This window comes from Polaribacter aquimarinus, from assembly GCF_003129485.1.
In the GTDB taxonomy this organism is placed as follows: domain Bacteria; phylum Bacteroidota; class Bacteroidia; order Flavobacteriales; family Flavobacteriaceae; genus Polaribacter; species Polaribacter aquimarinus.
The window spans coordinates 387,860-409,827 of the sequence record NZ_QFFG01000002.1 but is presented as its reverse complement, the minus strand read 5'-3'; the positions used below and the strand labels follow the sequence as shown (position 1 = coordinate 409,827).

General features: G+C 31.7%; 20 protein-coding genes. 4 read left to right on the top strand and 16 right to left on the bottom strand.

The features are described 5' to 3' along the window. Positions 1 to 6: 6 nt before the first annotated feature. Positions 7 to 939: a bifunctional riboflavin kinase/FAD synthetase gene (locus tag DIS07_RS05290; RefSeq protein WP_109404189.1), complete on the bottom strand. Its 933-nt coding sequence runs from the start codon at positions 937 to 939 to the stop codon at positions 7 to 9. Positions 940 to 1,129: 190 nt separating this feature from the next. Here DIS07_RS05290 and DIS07_RS05285 point away from each other — a divergent pair, with 190 nt between their 5' ends. Further along, the gene (locus DIS07_RS05285) at positions 1,130 to 4,036 is read left to right on the top strand and encodes a TonB-dependent receptor (protein WP_109404188.1); all 2,907 of its coding nucleotides are present in this window, start codon (positions 1,130 to 1,132) and stop codon (positions 4,034 to 4,036) included. Between the two features lie 15 nt (positions 4,037 to 4,051). Then, positions 4,052 to 5,620: an SGNH/GDSL hydrolase family protein gene (locus DIS07_RS05280; RefSeq protein ID WP_109404187.1), complete on the top strand. Its 1,569-nt coding sequence runs from the start codon at positions 4,052 to 4,054 to the stop codon at positions 5,618 to 5,620. 77 nt (positions 5,621 to 5,697) lie between these two features. Here DIS07_RS05280 and DIS07_RS05275 read toward each other — a convergent pair whose 3' ends face one another. From DIS07_RS05275 to DIS07_RS05260, 4 genes are all read right to left on the bottom strand, one after another. After that, positions 5,698 to 6,912: an aminotransferase class V-fold PLP-dependent enzyme gene (locus tag DIS07_RS05275; protein ID WP_109404186.1), complete on the bottom strand. Its 1,215-nt coding sequence runs from the start codon at positions 6,910 to 6,912 to the stop codon at positions 5,698 to 5,700. A 72-nt stretch (positions 6,913 to 6,984) separates the two neighbouring features. Beyond that, a complete protein-coding gene (locus DIS07_RS05270) occupies positions 6,985 to 7,254 on the bottom strand; it encodes a hypothetical protein (protein ID WP_109404185.1) in 270 nt (89 codons plus the stop codon). A 5-nt stretch (positions 7,255 to 7,259) separates the two neighbouring features. Continuing rightward, entirely contained in the window at positions 7,260 to 7,844 is a 585-nt protein-coding gene (locus DIS07_RS05265; protein WP_109404184.1) for a hypothetical protein, read from the bottom strand. Continuing rightward, on the bottom strand, positions 7,844 to 8,674 hold the full coding sequence (locus DIS07_RS05260; RefSeq protein WP_235869098.1) for a hypothetical protein: 831 nt from the start codon (positions 8,672 to 8,674) through the stop codon (positions 7,844 to 7,846). The genes DIS07_RS05265 and DIS07_RS05260 overlap by 1 nt, the downstream gene beginning before the upstream one ends. A 104-nt stretch (positions 8,675 to 8,778) precedes the next feature. On the opposite strand from DIS07_RS05260, the gene DIS07_RS05255 reads away from it, so the two are divergent. Beyond that, positions 8,779 to 10,101, top strand: coding sequence for a serine hydrolase domain-containing protein (locus DIS07_RS05255; RefSeq protein ID WP_109404182.1), 1,323 nt, complete (start codon positions 8,779 to 8,781; stop codon positions 10,099 to 10,101). Positions 10,102 to 10,119: 18 nt separating this feature from the next. Here the strand turns inward: DIS07_RS05255 and DIS07_RS15050 are convergent, their stop codons facing one another. The 9 genes from DIS07_RS15050 to DIS07_RS05215 form a co-directional block, all read right to left on the bottom strand. Further along, entirely contained in the window at positions 10,120 to 10,287 is a 168-nt protein-coding gene (locus DIS07_RS15050; protein WP_181374539.1) for a hypothetical protein, read from the bottom strand. Positions 10,288 to 10,384: 97 nt separating this feature from the next. Beyond that, positions 10,385 to 11,698 (bottom strand): Fe-S cluster assembly protein SufD, encoded by a 1,314-nt coding sequence (gene sufD, locus DIS07_RS05250; protein WP_109404181.1) that lies wholly within the window; start codon positions 11,696 to 11,698, stop codon positions 10,385 to 10,387. Positions 11,699 to 11,842: 144 nt separating this feature from the next. Continuing rightward, complete coding sequence (sufC, locus tag DIS07_RS05245) at positions 11,843 to 12,592, bottom strand: Fe-S cluster assembly ATPase SufC (protein ID WP_109404180.1); 750 nt, start codon at positions 12,590 to 12,592, stop codon at positions 11,843 to 11,845. A 57-nt stretch (positions 12,593 to 12,649) separates the two neighbouring features. After that, positions 12,650 to 14,098, bottom strand: a complete 1,449-nt coding sequence (gene sufB / locus DIS07_RS05240) for a Fe-S cluster assembly protein SufB (protein ID WP_109404179.1) — start codon at positions 14,096 to 14,098, stop codon at positions 12,650 to 12,652. A 16-nt stretch (positions 14,099 to 14,114) separates the two neighbouring features. Then, positions 14,115 to 14,444, bottom strand: coding sequence for a HesB/IscA family protein (locus DIS07_RS05235; RefSeq protein ID WP_109404178.1), 330 nt, complete (start codon positions 14,442 to 14,444; stop codon positions 14,115 to 14,117). A 109-nt stretch (positions 14,445 to 14,553) separates the two neighbouring features. After that, entirely contained in the window at positions 14,554 to 15,609 is a 1,056-nt protein-coding gene (locus DIS07_RS05230) for a cytochrome-c peroxidase (RefSeq protein ID WP_181374538.1), read from the bottom strand. A 44-nt stretch (positions 15,610 to 15,653) separates the two neighbouring features. Continuing rightward, entirely contained in the window at positions 15,654 to 16,415 is a 762-nt protein-coding gene (locus DIS07_RS05225; protein WP_109404176.1) for an MbnP family protein, read from the bottom strand. Then, positions 16,412 to 17,743, bottom strand: a complete 1,332-nt coding sequence (locus DIS07_RS05220) for a hypothetical protein (protein WP_109404175.1) — start codon at positions 17,741 to 17,743, stop codon at positions 16,412 to 16,414. The genes DIS07_RS05225 and DIS07_RS05220 overlap by 4 nt, the downstream gene beginning before the upstream one ends. Before the next feature lie 9 nt (positions 17,744 to 17,752). Next, positions 17,753 to 18,958: a choice-of-anchor B family protein gene (locus DIS07_RS05215; protein ID WP_109404174.1), complete on the bottom strand. Its 1,206-nt coding sequence runs from the start codon at positions 18,956 to 18,958 to the stop codon at positions 17,753 to 17,755. A gap of 161 nt (positions 18,959 to 19,119) precedes the next feature. Here DIS07_RS05215 and thiL point away from each other — a divergent pair, with 161 nt between their 5' ends. Then, positions 19,120 to 20,169 carry a thiamine-phosphate kinase gene (thiL, locus tag DIS07_RS05210; RefSeq protein ID WP_109404173.1) on the top strand — a complete coding sequence of 350 codons (1,050 nt, stop codon included), beginning with the start codon at positions 19,120 to 19,122 and terminating at the stop codon, positions 20,167 to 20,169. 6 nt (positions 20,170 to 20,175) lie between these two features. Here the strand turns inward: thiL and DIS07_RS05205 are convergent, their stop codons facing one another. Both DIS07_RS05205 and DIS07_RS05200 read right to left on the bottom strand, forming a co-directional pair. Beyond that, positions 20,176 to 21,093 (bottom strand): sugar phosphate isomerase/epimerase family protein, encoded by a 918-nt coding sequence (locus DIS07_RS05205; RefSeq protein ID WP_109404172.1) that lies wholly within the window; start codon positions 21,091 to 21,093, stop codon positions 20,176 to 20,178. A gap of 84 nt (positions 21,094 to 21,177) precedes the next feature. Next, a complete protein-coding gene (locus DIS07_RS05200; RefSeq protein ID WP_109404171.1) occupies positions 21,178 to 21,963 on the bottom strand; it encodes an alpha/beta fold hydrolase in 786 nt (261 codons plus the stop codon). Positions 21,964 to 21,968: the final 5 nt, after the last annotated feature.

Here is a 21,968-nt window from a genome sequence, read left to right as displayed (position 1 = left end):
GCAGATTTAGAGATTGTTTTTTATATAATCTCTTGCTGTTTTCTCGTCTTTTTTTATCTGATGAATTAATGCGCTAATTGAGTCAAATTTTTGTTCATCACGCAAAAAATAGAGGAGTTCAATAGTTAAGTTTTTGCCATATAAATCTTGGTTAAAATCAAAAAAATGCACCTCTATGGTTTGATGATTTCCATCTACTGTAGGTCTATTTCCAATATTCATCATTCCAAAAGTTTCAAGACCATCTATATTGGATTTCACAACATAAACACCTGTTTTAGGAATGAGTTTATAATCTTCTTTTACATCAATATTTGCAGTAGGATACCCAATTTTACCCCCCAATTGTTTTCCGTTAACAACGTTTCCGTTTAGCATAAAATGATACCCTAAATAATTATTAGCCGTTTTTAAATTTCCGGAGAGCAAAGCGCGTCTTATTTTGGTAGAACTTACAGAAACATCATCAATATCTTGAGCAGGAATTTCTTCTACTACAAAATCATACAAGTGACTATATTCAGTTAACTGAACAATATTTCCTTCTCTATTTTTACCAAAATGATGGTCGTAACCAATAATTAATTTAGAAATATTTAATTGATTTACTAAAAGATCTCTTACAAATTCGAGAGCAGTCATTCTTGAAAATTCTTTACTAAAAGGGTGTATTATTAAATAGTCTAAACCCGTTTTTTGAAGTAGAGATTTTTTTTCTTCAATAGTATTAATTAACTCAATATTGCTATCTTTTTGCAAGACCATTCTTGGATGAGGGAAAAAGGTTAATAATACTGACTTTTTATTTGCATTTTTAGCATCAGAAACCAATTTTTCAATAATTTTTTGATGTCCAAAATGGACACCATCAAAAGTACCAATAGTCACAAAGGTTTTTTCTTGAGAAGAGAATTTGGAAATATCTTGAATTGTATTCAAAAAAGGAAATTTTAATATTACAAATGTACAATAACTTGGTAGTAATTTTTAAAAATCTATGTGGTTGTTTTTTATTGTAAAAACATAAAAATGAGGTGATTTTTTGTTAAAATCATAAAATTAACATCCTAATAATAGGAAATTCAAAAAAATTTGTATTTTGCATATTAGTTAACAAATAATTCAAATTATGATAAAAAAGATTTTACTTCTAGCGTTTATAGCTTTTAGTAGCCTAACAATGGTCGCTCAAACTACTGTTACGGGTACTGTTACCGACGCAAAAACAGGAGAAACAATTCCCGGAGCAAACATTAAAGTCTCCAGAAAAGCGGTTGGAACAAACACAGATTTTAATGGTAATTTTGTTCTAAAAGTTTCAAACAACCCACCTTTTACATTAGAAATATCTGTTCTTGGGTATAAAATGGAAAAAGTTGAGATTACTAAAAACAATCAAAAACTTTCAGTTAGACTTAAAGAAAATGAAACCTCTTTAGATGAAATTGTAGTTTCTGCATCTAGAACTCCAGAACGTATTATGGAATCTCCAGTAACCGTAGAAAGAATGGACACCAGAGCTATTAAAAATACCTCAGCTCCAACTTTTTATGATGGCTTAGAAAATTTAAAAGGGGTAGATGTAAATACCAACAGTTTAACATTTAAATCGGTAAATACCCGTGGTTTTGCAACTTTTGCTAACACGCGTTTTATGCAATTAGTTGATGGAATGGACAATTCATCACCAGCATTAAATTTTGCTTTAGGTAATTTATTAGGAATGTCTGAACTTGATGTTAAAACTGTAGAATTATTACCAGGGGCGTCATCTGCACTATATGGTGCAAACGCTTTTAACGGAATTATGTTTATGACTAGTAAAAGTCCATTTGAAGATCAAGGTATAAGCACTTCTTTAAAAGGGGGAATCACAAGTCAAGATGCAGCAGGAAACAACGAATATTATGATTTTAACGTTCGTATGGCTTACGCTTTTTCAGATAAATTTGCTGCAAAGGTTACTTTATCATACTTAGATGGTACAGAGTGGCATGCAACTGACTACAGAAACACAAGAAGTAGACAATTTATTGCTGGAGATAGAAACTCTGACAGAAACTACGATGGTTTAAATGTTTATGGAGATGAGGTTTCAACAAACTTAAGAGGTGTAGCAGAAACTTTAGAATCTTTAGGGATATTACCTTCTGGAGCATCATCTTTAGTGCCAAGTGAAAGTGTAAGTAGAACAGGTTATGATGAAAGAGATTTAATGTCTTATGAGGCTAAAAGTGTAAAGTTTGGAGGTTCTTTAAATTATAGACCATTTGGTGATGATCGATTGGAAGTTATTTGGAACACCAAGTATGGAGTTGGTAACACAATCTATCAAGGAACTAACAGATACAATATACAAGATTTCTTTATGGAACAACATAAATTAGAGTTCCGAGGAAAGAATTTCTTTGTAAGAGGATATTTAACCAGCGAAGATGCAGGGAATTCTTACGATTCTCGTTTTGCAGCAATTAACATTAACAGACAATGGAAAGATGATAATACTTGGTTTGGTGAATATGTAGGAGCTTATGTTCAATCTACTTTAGGAGGAGCAACTTCTGATCAAGCACATGCTATAGCAAGACAAACAGCTGAAACTGGTAGGTTAATTCCTGGTACTCCAGGTTTTAAAGCCGCTTTTGATAAAGTAACAGCAGATCCAGACTTAGTTACAGGTTCTAAGTTTCAGGACAATACAAAATTATATCACGTAGATGCTAATTACAACCTAAAAGATCACATTGATTGGGCTGAGTTTCAAGTTGGTGGATCGTATAGATTATATTCATTAAATTCTAATGGAAGTATTTTTACTGACAACGATGGTCCAATTGATTATGATGAATTTGGAGTTTACACACAAATGCAAAAGAAATTTTTAGAAGATGATCGTTTAAAGTTAACAGCTTCTATTCGTTATGACAAAGCGCAAAACTTTGATGGTAATTTCTCACCAAGAGTATCATTTGCATACGCAGCAGGAGATAATAAAAACCAAAACTTTAGAGCTTCTTTTCAAACAGGTTTTAGAAATCCAACAACTCAAGATCAATATATTGGTTTAAATGCGGGTAGAGGGTTTTTAGTTGGTTCTGCTCCAGATAACTTAGATAGATATAAAACACAACCTTTAACGGTTAGTGGTAGTGGACAGCAATTTACGGGTTCACCAACTGTTTCTATTTCAGGAAGAATGGCATACGAAAATGCTTTTTCTGAGGCTTCATTAAGAGCATTTGGTGGAGCAGTAGCGACAGGAGTTGCTCAAGGTATGACTTCTCAACAAGCTGCTTTTGCTAATGCAGGATTATTAAAATCTGCTAATGTACAATTGGTTAAACCAGAAAGAGTAACTGCTTATGAAGTTGGTTATAGAGGTTTGGTTCCTGCAGGAGATTCTAGAATTACTGTTGATTTAAGTGTTTATTACAATATTTACGAAGATTTTATTGCAAATAAAAATGTTGTAGTTCCTTTTTATGGAACAGTAAATAATTTTAGTGGAAACCCAAATACTCTTCCAACTGATGTAAACTCACAGATACTACTTGGAGCAATTTCTAGCGAAGATTATACAGCATTTCAAACCTATACAAATTCTGCAGCAGATGTAAGTTCTTATGGAGCATCAATTGGATTAAATACAAGAATTTTAGATGGTTATAATTTAGGTGTAAATTATACTTTTTCAAAATTCGATTTTGATCAAGCTAGTGACCCAGACTTTCAAGCAGGCTTTAATACACCAGAACACAAAGTAAAAGTTCAGTTTGGTAACCCGAATGTATTCGAAAACTTTGGATTTAATATCAATGCAAGATGGCAAGATGAATACAGATGGGAGGCAACTTTCCATGAAGCTACAATAACAGCAAGAACTATTATTGATGCTCAAATTAACTATACAGTACCAAGTTTAAAATCTGTATTTAAATTGGGAGGATCTAACTTAACAGGTAATGAATATCTAAGTGCACCAGGTGTAGGAGCAATAGGTTCTCAGTATTATTTATCATGGACAATTAATAATTAAAAAATAAAATCTTTTATGAAGAATTATAAATATTTAGTATTGTTTCTTTTATCACTTGGTTTTGTCTCTTGTGATGATAGTGGAGACTTAGATGCAATTGTAGAAGAAGTTGTACCAGTGGTGCAACTAGAGGCAAACGGATTAAATTTCTCAAAGTACATTTCTTTGGGTGCATCATTTACAGCAGGTTTTACAGATGGAGGGCTATTTAAAGCAGCTCAAGAAAACTCTTTTCCTAATATTTTAGCGGGTAAATTTAAATTAGCAAATGGTGGGGATTTTAAACAACCTTTAATGAATGATAATATAGGTGGTTTATTATTAGGTGGTAATGTTATTCAAGGCCCAAGATTATTTTTTAATGGAGCTACTCCTCAAGTACTTTCAGCAACACCAACAACAGAGGTAACCACACCTGTTGGAGGAGGTTTAAATAACTTAGGCGTTCCTGGAGCAAAGAGCTTCCACTTACTCGCAGCAGGTTATGGTAATGTCCAAGGAGTGGCGTTAGGTTTAGCAAATCCTTATTATGCTAGAATGGCAACGAGTCCTACTGCAACTATTTTAGGAGATGCAATGGCACAACAACCTACATTTTTTACATTGTCTGAAATTGGAGGAAATGATGTGCTAGGTTATGCGACTTCAGGTGGTTCAGGAGTAGATCAATCTCCTTCTGCAGCCAACCCAACAGGAAATTTAGACCCAAGTACCTACGGAGGTAATGACATTACAAATCCTTTGGTTTTTAAAAATGTCTTTTCCAATTTAGTGACTACATTAACTTCTGGAGGTGCAAAAGGTGTTGTGGCCAATGTACCTTATATTACTACATTAGCACATTTTACAACGGTTCCTTATAATCCAGTACCTTTAGATGCAGCTACTGCAGGTCTTGTTAATGGTGCTTATGCGCCTTATAATGGAGGAATACAACAAGCCTTTGGTACACTAGTTCAATTACAAGTTATGACTCAGGCTCAAGCTGATGCAGAAATAGCTAAAAGAACTATTAACTTCTCTGCAGGACAAAACGCAGTTGTAATTGTTGATGAAAATTTAACAGATTTAGAAGCAATTAATCCAGCATTTGCAGGATTAAAGCAATACAGACAAGCGACTTCAGATGATTTATTAGTACTGACAAGTTCTTCTTTTATAGGAACTTTAGCTGACCCAAATAATCCGTTAAGTATCAACGGAGTTGCTGTTCCTTTAGCAGATAGATGGGTATTAACACCAGAAGAGCAATTAGCTATAAAAACTGCTACAGATGCTTATAATCAAGCTATAGACGAAGTTGTTGCATCAAACCCTAATATTGCCCTAGTAGACTTTAAAGGGGTATTGCAGGAAGCATCAATGGGTATTTCTTTTGATGGTTATAATATGACTACAAAATTAGTTACTGGCGGATTAATCAGTTTAGATGGTGTTCATTTAACAGCAAGAGGTTATGCTTTAATGGCCAATAAAATTTTAGCTGCTATGGATGCTAAATTTGGTTCTAATTTTACGAAAGCTACTAATGGTTTAGCAAAAGCAGGAGATTATCCTACAAACTTTTCTCCAATGTTGAGATAGAAATCATTAAATTTTAAAAATAAAAAAGGTTGAGCATTATTTATGCTCAACCTTTTTTATATAAAGTCTCATGGTTATTAAGAAAGCATCATCGTAGCTTTTTTAACTCCTTTAACTAATGTGTCAATTTCTTCTTTTGTATTGTAAAAAGAGAAGGAAGCTCTTATGGTTCCTGGTATTTTATAGAAATCCATAATAGGTTGTGCACAGTGATGTCCCGTTCTTACAGCAATACCTAATTTATCTAAAATAGAACCAATATCATATGGATGAATTTCACCTACATTAAAAGAAATTACAGCAGTTTTATTTTTTGAGGTTCCAAAGATTTTTAATCCATCAATTTTTAGTAATTCAGCTGTAGCATATACTAACAATTCGTTTTCATATTCAGCAATAGCTTCAAATCCTATTGAGTTCATATAATCAATGGCAGCTCCAAAAGCAATTCCACCACAAATATTTGGCGTTCCTGCTTCAAATTTATGAGGCAAACCAGCATAGGTTGTTTTTTGAAAAGAAACAGTTTCTATCATTTCTCCTCCACCTTGATAAGGAGGTAGTTTTTGTAACCATTCTTCTTTACCATACAACATTCCTACTCCTGTTGGACCACATAATTTATGAGCAGAAGCTACATAAAAATCGACATCTAAAGCTTGTACATCTGGTTTTATATGAGGAGTTGCTTGAGCCCCATCAATTAAAACTGCTGCACCAAACTTATGCGCAGTAGAAATAATTTCTTCAATTGGATTTATGGTTCCTAAGGCATTAGAAACGTGATTACAAAATACTAATTTAGTTTTTGTAGAAACTAATTGATGAAAGACATTCATTTGCAATTCGCCTTCATCATTCATTGGAATTACTTGTAATATTGCACCCGTTTTTTCACATAACATTTGCCAAGGCACAATGTTAGAATGATGTTCTAAAGCAGAAACTATAATTTCGTCACCTTTTTCTAAAAGAGAAGCAAATCCTGATGCTACCATATTAATACTATGTGTTGTACCAGAAGTTAAAATGATTTCATAAGGCTTTTTTGCATTAAAATGTTTTTGAATTTTAATACGTGCTTCTTCATATTTATCTGTAGCTTCTTGACTTAAAGTATGTACACCTCTGTGAATATTCGCATTATAATTACTGTAATAATCTACAATAGTATCTATAACAACTTGAGGTGTTTGAGAAGTGGCAGCATTATCAAAATACACCAAAGGTTTTCCGTGAACAGTTCTATTTAGTATTGGAAAGTCTTCTCTAATTTTATCAACATTCATCATACAAATCATTTTATGATGCAAAGATAAAGGTTGATTTTTTAAACCAATAAAAAAGGTAATAAGAATTTCTTATTATACTACTTTAGAAACCAATTTTACTAAAAAACCAACTCCGTTTTGAATATTAGCAATCGAATTTGCTTTTTGATTGTTCGATAAAGTAGCATTATTAATCTCTTTTAAAACAGCTAGGGCATTAGCATTACTGATATTACTTTCAGAAATAAATGTATCTATTTCTGATGTTTTTAAACTTGTTAAACCCGCTAACTGATTTTTAAATTCTGCGTCTGTTTGGTTAGCAGCTTTTTCTGCTAAAGCATTCCAATCGATATCACTCATAGCTTTTATTTTATAATCTGTTCTACGTTTAATAATTTACCCATTCCTAAACCTGTTTTGTTTAGTAAACTATCCATTTTGCTTTCTATTTCTTTAAAATTTAGCTTGTTACCTGTCAACTGATTTATAGCTGACAAAGCACTTTCTTCAGCATCTTTAACCTTTACAGCAGAATTGATAATGTTTTGCAATGATGAAGTTGCTTTAGCGTAAGAAATAAAATTGGTGTTTAAACCCGAAACTATTTTTTGCTGTTGATTTAACAGTAAATCTTGTAAAGAATCTCTTTTTCTGTTGATAACGGGAATAATCGCTTCAATAATATTTGGTAATTCTTTTTTATAATCAACATCTGCAGGTAATAAATTTTGATACTTTTTAATAATTGCTGGAGTGTATTTGTTAGTGATAAAATTGTTTAAACGTGCTCTTCTTTCTGTAAATAATTGATTAACCAAAGAAATGTTTAATTGATGCATAGCATCACCTTCATCAATCACACTTTTAGAGAGTTTTGCTGTAGAATTAGGCAAACTTGCACAAGACAAGAAAAAAGCTATTACAAAGAATAAAATGAGGTTTTTATACATTAGTTGGATGGATTAGGAGTTAGAAAAATATTCTTTATTCTGTTGATGATTCCTTGTAAAATGCTAAAAATTGCATCCGAAGAAAAACCACCTATTAAAGCCAAAACACTTTTATTAAAAAGATTTATTTTTTGTGGATCAGAAGTATAAAAAGCTATAATTTCTGACATAATTAAACCGGCAATAATCCCTAAAATGATTTGTGATAAATACGAAATGGCATTTTCTGGAATTAGAGAACCATTTTTTAAAGATGTACTAACATCTTTTAACAAATAGAATAACACACCTAAACCTGCAACTGACCCTAAATAAACAACATTTAGAAGAAGTGGAACTCCACTGTTATTCATCATTCCTTTGTCTAAAGAATCATTATTCACCTCAGTTGTCATTCCAGTAGCGATGTATGCAACTAGAAAAAATAATGCCAATAGAATTAAATTTCTGAGTAAAGGAAGTTTTTTAAAAATCGATTTTCCATTACTATCCTGATTGAGCTGCTTGGTAAAACCAATGGATTTTGGTGTAGCAGGTGCAATGTTTTTGCACAACAAATTGTGTGCGTTTATCAAATCATCAACATTACTATTTTGAATTAAAGTATTCACTTCTGTGTTTACAATAATTCCGTTATAAACAGCAAAAGAAAGCATACTGTTTATTTCTTTACTAAGTTCAGATATAACATCTTCAGAAATGCCGGGAACTTCTTTTTTGGTTGCTGTTTTTTTAGTTGCAACTTTACTTGTAGAAGGTTTAGAGTTGGATGAAGTAGCGGTCATAATTTTTAGTTGATTAAATACGATGTATAAAACTATTAAAATCAATGATTTAAGATTAGAGCAGAAAACCCCAATTTTAAATTCAAGTATTTTTACTGATGTGAAAACTTATAACTAATTGTGTATTTTTACTGAAATAAATATTTTTAATGAAACTTTTCAAACGAATTTTACTGCTATTATTGGTTTTAGTTATTGTAGCAGTTGTTTATAACTATCCAAAGTTGAATATCTTATCAGGCTATTCTGCAAAAAGTACTGCGTCTTCAGTATTTGTAGCGGGGAGAACTTTAGAATTTACGGATACCACTGACAATAATTTTTCTCCTGTTAATTTGGCTTCAGATGAGGTAGATTTAGAAAAGAAAATTGCCATTTCTTCAGCTTTTGGATTGCTTACAAGAAAGGCCGTTTATAGAAAAGGTTTAGGAAGCGTTTTAACCTTAACAGAAGATGATGAAACTGCTAGTTATTTATCACCGAAAAGATTAAAGCCAGATAACGCAACCCCTTTTCCCTATGGAAATGCACCTCAAAAAGATACGGTTTTTGCTAACATCAATTACAATAAATTAAATAGTACTATCGATTCTTTGTTTCAAGAAAAGAATCTAACCAGAGCAGTTTTAGTAGTTTATAAAGATCAAATTATTGCAGAGAAATACAATAGAGGTTTTACTAAAGATTCTAAAATTCTTGGATGGTCTATGACCAAAAGTATTTTAAGTACTGTTTTTGGGGTTTTACAACATCAAGGTAAGATAAATGTAACAGATAAAGCACCCATTGAATCTTGGCAAAATGATGAACGAAAAAACATAACTATTCATAACTTACTACAAATGAATTCTGGTTTAGAATGGGATGAAAATTATGATGAAATTTCTGATGCAACCAAGATGTTGTTTTTAGACAGAGATATGACCAAAATGCAAGAAAATAAGCCTTTGGTAGGTAAACCTAATGAAACTTGGAATTACTCTTCAGGAACTACAAATTTACTCTCAGGAATTTTAAGAAAACAGTTTACAACACATCAAGAATATTTAGATTTTTGGTATTCAGATTTCATCGATAAAATAGGGATGAACTCTATGGTTTTAGAAGCTGATTTAAGTGGAAATTATGTAGGTTCTTCTTATTCTTGGGCCACTAGCAGAGATTGGGTAAAATTTGGTTTATTGTATTTACATAATGGAAATTGGAACGGAGAAAAACTCTTTACTAAAGATTGGGTAAATTATGTTACGACACCCACACCAACTTCTAACGGAATCTATGGAGCACAATTTTGGTTAAATGCCAACAAACAGTTTAAAGATGTCCCTGCAAATATGTATTTTGCTGATGGTTACCAAGGACAAAGAGTATATGTTTTACCAGATCAAGAAATGGTTATTGTGCGTTTTGGATTGTCTAATTTTGATGAAAATGAATTTTTAAAAGGAATTATTGGAAGTCTAAGAAAATAAAAGTTTCTAAAATAGAAGTTATTTTTTCTCTTTTAATAAACTTAATATTAATGATACAAAACCAATACTCATAACAATATAAGAATTGGTATTGTCTTTTGCTTTATCAATTTCTAAAAGATGAATACCAAAAGTAATTAAGATGATTCCAAGGATTAAAAAAACGAGTTTTAGATTTTTATTCATCATTCATAATTTCTTCTAAGATACTGATTTATAGATAAAATAAAAAACCACTCTTTAAAAGAGCGGTTAAGTTTTGTCGATAAAGCATCAATAATTCTTATAAATCAAACCCAATATTTACACCTAATTTGTTGGCAATAATTTTGGTAATACGTTGTTTTACTTCAGGTATTTTTACACTTTCTAAAACTGTATTGGCAAATGCAAACATTAGTAAGGCTTTACCTTCTTTTTGCGGAATTCCACGTTGTTGCATATAAAATAAAGCATCATCATCTAATTGACCAATAGTACAACCGTGAGAACATTTTACATCGTCAGCAAAAATTTCTAATTGAGGTTTTGCATTAATTGTAGCTCTATCACTAATTAAAACATTGTTGTTTTGTTGATATGCATTAGTTTTCTGAGCTTCTTTTTCAACGATTACTTTTCCGTTAAAAACTCCAGTAGAACGCTCGTCATAAATTCCTTTATAATCTTGATGAGATTCACAATTTGGTGTAATATGATGTACTAAAGTATGATGATCTACGTGTTGTTTTCCTTCAATAATGGTAATTCCTTTTAATATAGAATCTATATGTTCTCCTTTTTGATAAAAGTTTAAATTGTTTCTAGTGATGTTTCCTCCGAAAGAAAACGTATGCACAGAAACAATAGAGTTAGATTGCTGTTCTATATAAGAATTGTCAACTAAAGAAGCAGTAATTTCATCATTCTGAATCTTGTAATAATCTACATTCGAAGCTTTGTCAGCAAAAATTTCTGTAACGGCATTTGTTAATACAGCGTTACTGGTTAAACTTTGATGACGTTCTATAATTTGAACTTGAGAATTCTCTCCAACTACAATTAAATTTCTTGGTTGCAACATTGTTGCAGCTTCAGAACCTGTTGTAAAATTGATGATTTGAATCGGTTTTTGAACCTCTGTATTTTTAGGAATATTAATGTAAGCACCCTCTGTAGCAAAAGCCGTGTTTAGCGAAGTTAAGTTGTCTTGCTTTGCTATTTTATTAAAATACTTTTCAATTACCGGTTTGTATTTATCTTTATTTAAAGCAGAAGACATTAAACAAACATCGTAGTTTTCGTGTGTAGTTTGCGATAAAAATGAACTGTATTTACCATCAATAAAAACAACTTTATAAGAGTCTATCTCATGAATAAAAAACTGTTTTACATCAGCTAATTCAATAGCGGTAATTTTATTTGGAAATAAGCTATAATCTTGCTTTAAAACCGAATTTAAAGAAGTGTATTTCCAAGCTTCTAGCTTTCTTGTTGGAAAACCTAAAGTTTCAAAATTTTCTAGAGCTTCAGATCTAATTTCGTGTACATCAGAATTGGTGTCTACACGATTTTCAAAAGCGACATATGATGATAATAATTTATCTTTTAATTCCATTATTTCAGTCTTCAGTTTTCAGTCTTCAGTTGGCAGTTTATCATTTGGATTATAAATAAACTATTTTGTGACTGAGTATTTTTTATAATTTCTGTTTTAGTAAGCGGTTTTTGACTGCATACTGCAACTGTTTTACTACAAAACTTATACAAGTTCTTGCTTAATCCAATCATAACCTTTTGCTTCTAATTCTAAAGCTAAAGAAGCATCACCCGTTTTAACGATTTTTCCATCGTGTAAAACGTGTACAAAATCGGGTACAATGTAATCTAACAAGCGTTGATAGTGCGTAATTACAATTACAGCATTGTCTTTAGATTTTAACTTGTTTACACCGTTAGCAACAATACGTAAAGCATCAATATCTAAACCAGAATCTGTTTCGTCTAAAATGGCTAATTTTGGCTCTAACATTGCCATTTGAAAGATTTCGTTACGTTTTTTCTCACCACCAGAAAAACCTTCGTTTAAAGAACGCCCTAAAAACTTTCTGTCTATTTCTAATAATTCTGATTTTTCACGAATCTTCTTTAGCATATCTTTAGCAGGCATTTCTTCTAAACCTTTAGCTTTTCTAGTCTCGTTAATCGCAGTTTTAATAAAGTTAGTTACAGATACCCCAGGAATTTCTACAGGATATTGAAACGATAAAAACACACCATTATGTGCTCTTTCTTCTGGCGCTAATTCGCTAATATCTTCACCATTTAATTCGATGGTTCCGTCTGTAACTTCGTATTCTTCTTTACCAGCAATAACGTTTGCCAAAGTACTTTTTCCAGCACCATTTGGCCCCATTATTGCGTGAATTTCTCCGGCTTTTACTTCTATATTTAATCCTTTTAAGATTGCTTTTCCGTCAATTTCTGCGTTTAAATTTTCTATTTTTAACATTTTAATTCTGCTTTAAGCTTTTGCCAATGGCTGTATGCTATTTAATTTTATTATTTACTATCCAACTGAACCCTCTAAAGAAATTTCCAATAATTTTTGAGCTTCAACCGCAAATTCCATTGGTAATTTGTTTAAGACTTCTTTACTAAATCCATTTACAATTAAAGCGATTGCTTTTTCTGTATCGATTCCACGTTGATTGCAATAGAACAATTGGTCTTCACCAATTTTACTAGTGGTTGCTTCGTGTTCTATTTGTGCCGATTTGTTTTTGGTTTCTATATATGGAAATGTATGAGCACCGCATTCATTTCCCATTAATAAAGAATCACACTGTGAGAAATTACGTGCATTTTCTGCTCTTGAGTTTATTTGTACTAAACCTCTATAAGAGTTTTGTGATTTTCCAGCAGAAATTCCTTTAGAAATAATAGTTGACTTGGTATTTTTACCCAAGTGAATCATTTTAGTTCCAGTATCTGCTTGTTGGTAATTATTGGTTACTGCAATCGAGTAAAACTCACCCACAGAATTGTTTCCTTTTAAAATACAAGAAGGATATTTCCAAGTAATCGCAGAACCAGTTTCTACTTGTGTCCAAGAAATTTTTGCATTGTTTTCACATAAACCTCTTTTGGTTACAAAGTTGTAAACACCACCTTTTCCAGATTCGTCACCAGGAAACCAGTTTTGAACCGTAGAATATTTAATTTCTGCATCATCCATAGCAATCAATTCTACAACTGCGGCGTGTAATTGATTTTCATCACGTTGAGGAGCTGTACATCCTTCTAAATAAGAAACATAACTTCCTTTGTCTGCAACTACTAAAGTTCTTTCAAACTGACCAGTACCGCCTTCATTAATTCTAAAATAGGTTGATAGTTCCATTGGACATCTTACGCCTTTAGGAATGTAACAGAAAGATCCATCAGAAAAAACAGCAGAATTTAAGGCTGCATAAAAGTTATCTGTAGTGGGCACAACAGAACCAATATATTTTTTCACCAATTCGGGATGTTCTTGAATTGCTTCAGAAATAGGCATAAAAATAATGCCTTTTTCTGCCAAAGTTTTCTTGAAAGTAGTTGCTACAGAAACAGAATCCATAACAATATCTACAGCAACATTGGCCAATTTCTTTTGCTCATCAATAGAAATTCCTAATTTTTTGAAGGTTTCTAGTAAATCAGGATCAACTTCATCTAAAGAGTCTAATTTTGGTTTTTGTTTCGGCGCAGAATAATATGCAATTTCCTGGAATTCAGGTTTCTTATAAGTAACATTTGCCCATTCTGGTTCTTCCATTTTAGACCAAACACGAAATGCTTCTAAACGCCATTCGGTCATCCATTCTGGTTCGTTTTTCTTTTTAGAAATAGCACGAACCACATCTTCATTTAGTCCTTTGGCAAAGGTTTCACTTTCTATATCTGTATAAAAACCGTACTCGTATTCTTTGGTTTTTAATTCTTCGCGTAAGTCGTCTTCAGTATATTTTGACATCTTTTTTTCTTAATTTTTAAAGTGAAAAACTTTCTCCACACCCACAAGTTCTATTTGCATTTGGGTTGTTAAATACAAATCCTTTTCCGTTTAAACCCCCAGAATATTCTAAAGTAGTTCCTACTAAATACAAGAAACTCTTTTTATCGACAATAAGTCTTACATTGTTTTCTTCAAAAATTTTATCGTCTTCACTTTTTTTATTGTCAAAAGTTAAATCGTAAGATAAACCTGAACAACCTCCACTTTTTACGCCAACTCTAACATAATCTTTTGTTGCGTCAAAGCCATCTTCTGTCATCAATTCGATAACTTTTTTCTTAGCTGTGTCTGATACTTTTATCATAATTTTAAATAGATTAAATCTAAATTGTGTGCAAATATACGATATAAGTCGAATAAAATAGTTAACCTTTCATTACCAAACTTAATTAAAGCATTGGTTTTATTGATTATTATTGAAAGTCAGAGTTGTTGATAAAATCGAAATCAGAAAGTGAAAGTAAAAAAGCTTTTAAATCGGCTTTATCTTTTGGAGATAAACCTACTCCACCATGATTTACTTTTTTCATTAATGGATCTATAGTAGAAGATGGTTTTAATCCTTCTGAATAGTGATTGATAACTTCTTCTATTGTTGTAAACCTACCATCGTGCATGTATGGGGCGGTAAATGCTAAATTTCTAACTGATGGAGATTTAAATTTTCCATTATCTGCAGGATCTCCAGTCACTGCTCCTAGACCTAAATCTGTAAAAGTAGCATCCAAACCATTATTATGGAATTTATTGTCTGTCCAAAGCGGATTGTTATTACTTCCATGACAATGAAAACAATCTCCTTTAGCTTCGTCCATAAAAACATCAAATCCGTTTTGTTCTTCTGGAGTTAGTGTCGTTTCTCCTCGTAAAAATTTGTCGAATTTAGAATTGCCAGAAATTAAAGTTCTTTCAAATTGGGCAATGGCTTTAGTTACCAAAATGGAATCAATTTTTGAAGTTCCAAAAACTTGTTTAAATAAAGTAGGATATTCTGGGTGGTTTTTAAGTTTCTGTTCAACATCGGCCCAATTAGAATGCATTTCTATAGGATTTGAAACGGGTTCAAAGGCTTGACCTTCTAAACCAAAATCTTTTCCGTCCCAGGCAAAACGTTCATCAAAGTTCCAAGCTAAATTGAATAATGGCATCGAATTTCTTGTTCCGAAATTGCCATCTACTCCGTCGCTAAATTTTTGGTTATCTGTAAATGCATTTTTAGGGTCGTGACAAGTTGCACAAGATTGGGTTCCATCTCCAGAAAGAATTTTGTCGAAAAAGAGTTTTTTCCCGAGCGCAACACCTTCTTCTGTCAATGGATTGTTTGTCGGAATTATTGGGGCAATTAATTTATCTGAAAAAAGCGATGGAATTTCTAAATTATATGGAACAGGTGTATATACTTCTTCTTCTTTTGATGAGCAACTCATCAGAAGAAAAAAAGAGAAAAGAAATATACTTGTTTTTTTCATTTTTTGAGACCTTTCTATTGCTTTCAAGGTGAATGTTGATTTATTTATTGAGACACATCGCCTAAAGAAAAAACAGTTTTTCCATTGGCACGCATTAATTTTTGAGCTTCAAAATTTGGCATTAAGACTGTGTTTAATTTGTTCAAATCCCAAGTATTTGGATTTTTAAACCATTCTGCAATATTGACTTTAATGGTAATTTCTGCGTTGTTAATAATGCTTATTGTTCCTATATTAACTTCGAAAGAAGTGTCTTCAAATTTTAAATTATTTGGATCTGATCTGTCTACGGCTCTTATTGCGTGATAGTTAAAATTTGCATCTTGATTATTAGAATCTTTGTATTTGCCATCAAACTGCATGTAATGGTAGCCTCCTCCTAACATTGAAGGAACATTAAAATTGACTGAATTTAAATCTTGATAAACTCCATCAATATTATCTATATCTTTAAAACCAAATGTAAATTTTAATTGATAACTCCCTGATGTAATTTTTTTTGGGAGATTTATTGCGAATTCATTTCCATTTTTTAAATCAACTAAGCTATAATTGCTAAATGTATAAGTTTCATTACCATTAATAAAATGTATATTAGAGAGTATGTACCGTAATCGTTCAATACTTATTTTCTCTCCATTTTGATTAACAAATTTAAAAACACTAAAATCTCTAGATGATAAAGAAGTTCCATCCCAGTTATGAGTAAATTTTAGTTTTATTTGATGACTGCTGTCAATTTCATTTTCATTGTTACAAGAAACAAAGGATATTAAAATGATAAGAAAATAGAAGTGTTTTTTCATTTTTCTTTAAGTTTCAGAATTAAAGCATCTGTAAAACCTTTATTTTTAGTAATATCTTTATCAGCGCTTTTACTTTCACCAACTGCTACTATAGAGTTGTTATTGAGTTCTTTTATATCATATAAAAAGTCAATTTCAGAACCTCCAATGGTTTTTTTCCAAAGTAGATTTCCATTGTTATCTATTTTTAAAATTAAAGCATCATTTTGACCTTTATTTATAAACCCATTATCTGTGCTTCTCGAACTACCCGCAATTAAAAAACCATTATCTTGAGTTTTAGTAATGGATCTAGCCGTTTCAAAACCGCTAGCTCCAATAGACTTTTGCCAGATTAAATTTCCATCTGAGGTAATTTTTAGCATCCAGATATCTGCAGCCCCATTATTTAAAGTAACATCTTTATCAGAACTTCTTGTGTCTCCAACGATTATAAAATCACCTTCGTTTGTAGTTGCAATTCCTCTTGCTTCGTCAATTTCAGAACCTCCAAAACTTTTTTCCCAAATGAGTTTTCCATCTGATGCAATTTTTAGTATCCAGAAATCGTAACTCCCTTTATTGTTAGAAATATTAAAGTCATCGCTGTCTGATGAAGCTGCAATCAAATAAGAATTGTCTTGAGTTTCTACCACTCCAAAAGGAGTATCGGTGAAAGATCCACCAAAATACTTGCTCCATTCTAGATTTCCAGAATTATTTAGTTTTATTACCCATACATCTCCACCCGCATGTTTAATATTTGCAGATTTAGAATTTCCTTGACCATCAGAAGCAGTTATGTCTAAAACACCTGTAATTAAGTATCCGTTGTCTTTAGTTTGTATAAGTGTTATTCCGTAATCTGAACCCTTAAAACCAAAAGTTTTTTGCCAAGAAATGCTTCCATTTTTAGTAAGTTTTATTAGTAGGAAGTCTTTGGAACCAGCACTGGAAATATTTTTATCAATACTTTGGCTATAACCTAAAATTGCATAACCACCATCAGTTGTTTCTATAATTTTTTCTCCTCGATCATCATCTGACCCACCAAATATTTTACTCCATAAAAGCGTATTGTTACCAGAGAATTTCATTACCCAAAAGTCAAAACTGGTATCATTTTTTGAGGTAATATCGCCATTATTACTCTGAGTATAACCCAATGTTATATAGCCACCATCTGCAGTATGAGTAACTGATTTTATAACATCGTTATTAGATCCTCCAAAGGTTTTAACCGATAAAACTTCAATTGTTGCGGGAGTAATATCTGGTAAAGATATAGTAGATTCTTTAGAACAACTTGTGAAAAAAAATAGACAAAAAATGAGCCAATAATTTTTCATGAATTAAAGTTATGAATTACTTTTTCTAATGATAAAAAGTCCTCTATTAATATCACTAATAATAATATTTCCACTTGGTAAATATGGGTAAACGTTCCATGCCCCATTAAAAGCAGTATTGTTATTATTAGGATAAGTATCAAAAAAACCGACTTCATTAAATTGTTTGTTTTCAATACTAGAAATATCAATAATTTTTACACCTGCAGTATAATTTGCTTGATAAAAAAGGTTGTCTTTTACATAACCATTGTGATCTATGGCCGCGGTTGTTCCTTCATAATCAAAATGATGAATAGGGTTGTCTAAATCTATAAGATCGAAAACAATAGTTCTTGTATTTACACCTTTGTCTCTTTCATCCAATTCATCACCCAACAAAAAATACCTAAAATCTTCTGTAAACCAACCTTGGTGTGTGTAGCCAATATCTGAATAGGTAATTGAAGAAATTTTCTGGGGATTTTCTTTGTCGGTAACATCAACAATAACAACTTCATTTTCGTTACTTCCTATTAGAATTTCTTTGTCTGTATAGTCGGTATCTGGGCCTTTATAAGTTACTACTTGTGCATCATGAGAATAGGAGCTATCTGCAAATCCGCCAGCAGGAGTAGGTTTAAAAGGAGCATTGATGTCAACAAAATGAGGGCCACCCGCAAAAGTTTTTGTTCCTACTGCGTATGCAAAACCACTTTCTTCGTTTATTACGATATTATGCGCTTTTCCAAAACCAGTATAATCTCTGTCTGAAGTAAATTCAACAGGAGGGTTACTAACTTTTCTTAAACGCCCTAAATTAAAAAGTTGCATTCCATGATCTTCTGCTTCACTAACAATATACGCGATAGAATTGTGAACCTTTATGTCTCTCCATGGGCTACTAACTGTTCTAGTTTTTAAGGTTCCTAAAATTATAGCATTTTTTGGGTTAGTAATATCGATAAAAGTGACTCCTTCGTCTGTTCCCATTAAAGCATATTCTTTTTTTGTTACAGGATCTACCCAACCCCAACAATCATTTCCTTTTGTACCTCCTAATAAATTAAGCGGAATATGAGTTAGTAAATCATAGTCCTTGCAAGGATATTCTCCTGCAAAACCATTTTCACATTTAGCAATAGGTTGTATTAATATTTGATTTTCTCCTTCAAAAACATCTGTTTTTGAACAACCAAAAAGTAAAATACTTAAAAGAAAAAATAGTTTTTTCATTACTTTATATTTAATTCAAATAATGTTTCTAATATTAAAAACGCTGATTTGAGAGAATATTATTTTGATAACTTTCAAAAATACTATTTAAAATGAAAAAAAAGCGAATATCTATGTTAAAGTAATTCTGTCCTTTTTTAGATTGTACCTATCTTTGCAGCATGTTAGAAGATAAAAACCCACAAAAAACATCGTTAGCTGAACTTGGTGAGTTTGGTTTAATTCGCCATATTACTAAATTTTTTAAAATACATCAACCCTCTACTTTAAAAGGGGTTGGAGATGACGCTGCGGTTTTAGATTCTTCAGACAAACAAACATTGGTAACCACAGATTTGTTAATAGAAGGCGTACATTTTGATTTAAGTTATATGCCCTTAAAACACTTGGGCTACAAAGCGATTATCGTAAATTTATCGGATGTTTATGCAATGAATGGTGAAGCAGAACAAGTTACGGTTTCCATAGCGGTTTCTAATCGTTTTTCTTTAGAAGCAATAGAAGAATTGTATGCTGGAATTCAGTTGGCTTGTAATACTTATAAAGTTGATTTAATTGGTGGTGATACAACCTCTTCTACCAAAGGAATTTTAATTTCTGTTACTGCAATTGGTACCGCTGAAAAAGATAAAGTTGTTTATAGAAATGGTGCAAAAGAAACGGATTTAATTGTTGTTTCTGGAGATTTAGGTGCAGCCTATTTAGGGTTGCAAGTGCTAGAAAGAGAGAAACAAGTTTTTCAAGTTGATCCTAACAATCAGCCTGATTTAGAAAATTATACCTATTTAATAGAAAGACAATTAAAACCAGAAGCACGAAAAGATGTGGCTGGAATTTTAAAAGAATTAGATGTAAAACCAACGTCTATGATTGATATTTCTGATGGACTTTCTTCTGAATTGTTTCATATTTGTACACAAAGTAAAGTAGGGTGTAAAATTTATGAAGACAAACTACCTTTAGACCCTCAAGTAATTTCTGCTTGTGAAGAATTTGAACTCGATTCTACAATGGTCGCTTTAAGTGGTGGTGAAGATTATGAACTTTTATTTACTGTGCCAATTTCTGATTTTGATAAAATAAAAGCCAATCCAAATTTTTCCATTATTGGTCATATAACAGCAGAAAACCAAGGTTTACAATTAATAACAAGAGCTAACCAAGAGATTGAGTTAAAAGCTCAGGGTTGGAATGGATTGAAAGAAGACTAATCTATTTTATATATTACCATAAGCATTCTTAAAATCGGTAAACATACGGGTAACAATTTCTTTCGGATCTCCTTTGGTTAGGCTTTCAAAAGAAATATAGCCTTTATAGTTATTCGCTTTCAAAATAGGAGCAATTTTCTCCATATTTACTTGTTCAGGAACTCCATTTGTATACACCAATTCTTTTAAAAACCAGTAGTTTGCATAAGGAGCTAATGTTGCAATTTCTTCATAAGGATTTCCTCTTCGAACGCTGCCAACATCTAATATTAACCCAAACCATTCAGAGTTAACTCTTTTTAAGATATCTATCACTTCATCTGCTTTGTACAAAAACTCATTATGATGTTGCATGCCTAAAAGCACTCCTTTCTTTTCAGCGTATTTGGCACATTCTTTAAAATCTGCTACCATCCAATCTTTAACTTCATCTCTGGTTGCTCCTTTGTGTTTGCCAAAACCTGGGAAAACCCTCATAATAGAAGCACCCAATTTAGATGATACTTCTAGCCAATTTTTAATCAACTCAATATCTTTTGTTCTCTTAGTTTTATTTGGTGTTAAAAAACTATTTCGAACACCAGTCCAAGTAATATTTAAACCCAATTCTAGTGCCTTTTTCTTAAGCTGAAAAAGAGTTTTATCTTCAGGTATATTTGGATAAGTTGAAAAATAATAGCCTGTTAAATCTACTGCGTCTAATCCTAAATTTGATGCAAATTCCATCATATCATAAAAGTTCATCTCACCACTTCTCAATTGTTCGTTAAAGGTATATGCATTAACACTAAACTTTACTTTTGCAGTAGTTTTTGTTTCTAAGATATGATTTGTAAATAAAGAATTTGATACTAAACTATTAGAACTTAATAATAAAGGCGCAAGTGCAAAACTTCTTAAAATATCTCTTCTTTTTTTATCCATTTTAGTGATTTCTTTTAAGTGATTAACTTGATTTTTAATTATGTAAGGTTACCAAAGTAACAGATTTTTTTTAGAAAATCAAATTTAACAAAGCTTCAAAAATGTTTTTAAAGTCGAAATCAAATCATCGGTATTTTCGATATGACTCATATGACCATTAGGAAAAACCACAAAATCAGAATTGGTCTTTTCTGCTTCTTGGATTGCAGCCTCATAGTTCATTACAGGGTCTTTTTTACCAATAATTATTAACTTTTTAAAACTGTTTTCGTCTAAAACATGATTTCTATTAAGTCTAATACGCATTCCTTCTTGAGCTGCAATATAGCCCTGAATAGGAGTTTGAAGTGCTTCATATAAAGCATTTTCTATTTCCTCTTTGTAAATAGTTTTACTTTTTGGACCAAATAAATTGACAAAAGACATTCTAACCATGCTTTCGAAATTGGTCTGAATCATTTTATTTGCTCTAGCTCTTAAGGTTTTACGATCATCATCATCAGCATTTGAAGTGGAATTCATTAAACATAACCCTTTTATCTTCTGAGGATGTTTTTCTGCAAATGCCAAAGCCACATATCCGCCTAAAGAATGTCCAATTAAAAAACACCTTCGAATGCGCAGGTGTTTTAGAACAGCTTCTATAGCTTCTGCAAAAAGTTTCATTGAGTGCACATAACCCAAACAATCGGATTTTCCATGACCTAACAAATCAATAGTAATTACTCTATTTCGCTCAGAAATATGTGGTGTAATTTTATCCCACATCGAAGTGTTTTCTAAAAAACCGTGGATTAAAATAACTGCAGGACCTTTTCCAGAATCGGAAAAAGAAATATGTGCATTTTTAAATTTGATTGATTTCTGCATCACGC

Bases quoted from the DNA above. Each gene is read 5' to 3' on its own strand.
- DIS07_RS15050 (WP_181374539.1), bottom strand. From the start codon at position 10,287: ATGAATAAAAATCTAAAACTCGTTTTTTTAATCCTTGGAATCATCTTA.
- DIS07_RS05275 (WP_109404186.1), bottom strand. From the start codon at position 6,912: ATGATGAATGTTGATAAAATTAGAGAAGACTTTCCAATACTAAATAGA.
- sufD (WP_109404181.1), bottom strand. From the start codon at position 11,698: ATGGAATTAAAAGATAAATTATTATCATCATATGTCGCTTTTGAAAAT.
- thiL (WP_109404173.1), top strand. From the start codon at position 19,120: ATGTTAGAAGATAAAAACCCACAAAAAACATCGTTAGCTGAACTTGGT.
- DIS07_RS05285 (WP_109404188.1), top strand. From the start codon at position 1,130: ATGATAAAAAAGATTTTACTTCTAGCGTTTATAGCTTTTAGTAGCCTA.
- sufC (WP_109404180.1), bottom strand. From the start codon at position 12,592: ATGTTAAAAATAGAAAATTTAAACGCAGAAATTGACGGAAAAGCAATC.
- DIS07_RS05225 (WP_109404176.1), bottom strand. From the start codon at position 16,415: ATGAAAAAACACTTCTATTTTCTTATCATTTTAATATCCTTTGTTTCT.
- DIS07_RS05220 (WP_109404175.1), bottom strand. From the start codon at position 17,743: ATGAAAAATTATTGGCTCATTTTTTGTCTATTTTTTTTCACAAGTTGT.
- DIS07_RS05215 (WP_109404174.1), bottom strand. From the start codon at position 18,958: ATGAAAAAACTATTTTTTCTTTTAAGTATTTTACTTTTTGGTTGTTCA.
- DIS07_RS05280 (WP_109404187.1), top strand. From the start codon at position 4,052: ATGAAGAATTATAAATATTTAGTATTGTTTCTTTTATCACTTGGTTTT.
- DIS07_RS05265 (WP_109404184.1), bottom strand. From the start codon at position 7,844: ATGTATAAAAACCTCATTTTATTCTTTGTAATAGCTTTTTTCTTGTCT.
- DIS07_RS05230 (WP_181374538.1), bottom strand. From the start codon at position 15,609: ATGAAAAAAACAAGTATATTTCTTTTCTCTTTTTTTCTTCTGATGAGT.
- DIS07_RS05270 (WP_109404185.1), bottom strand. From the start codon at position 7,254: ATGAGTGATATCGATTGGAATGCTTTAGCAGAAAAAGCTGCTAACCAA.
- sufB (WP_109404179.1), bottom strand. From the start codon at position 14,098: ATGTCAAAATATACTGAAGACGACTTACGCGAAGAATTAAAAACCAAA.
- DIS07_RS05255 (WP_109404182.1), top strand. From the start codon at position 8,779: ATGAAACTTTTCAAACGAATTTTACTGCTATTATTGGTTTTAGTTATT.
- DIS07_RS05200 (WP_109404171.1), bottom strand. From the start codon at position 21,963: ATGCAGAAATCAATCAAATTTAAAAATGCACATATTTCTTTTTCCGAT.
- DIS07_RS05205 (WP_109404172.1), bottom strand. From the start codon at position 21,093: ATGGATAAAAAAAGAAGAGATATTTTAAGAAGTTTTGCACTTGCGCCT.
- DIS07_RS05235 (WP_109404178.1), bottom strand. From the start codon at position 14,444: ATGATAAAAGTATCAGACACAGCTAAGAAAAAAGTTATCGAATTGATG.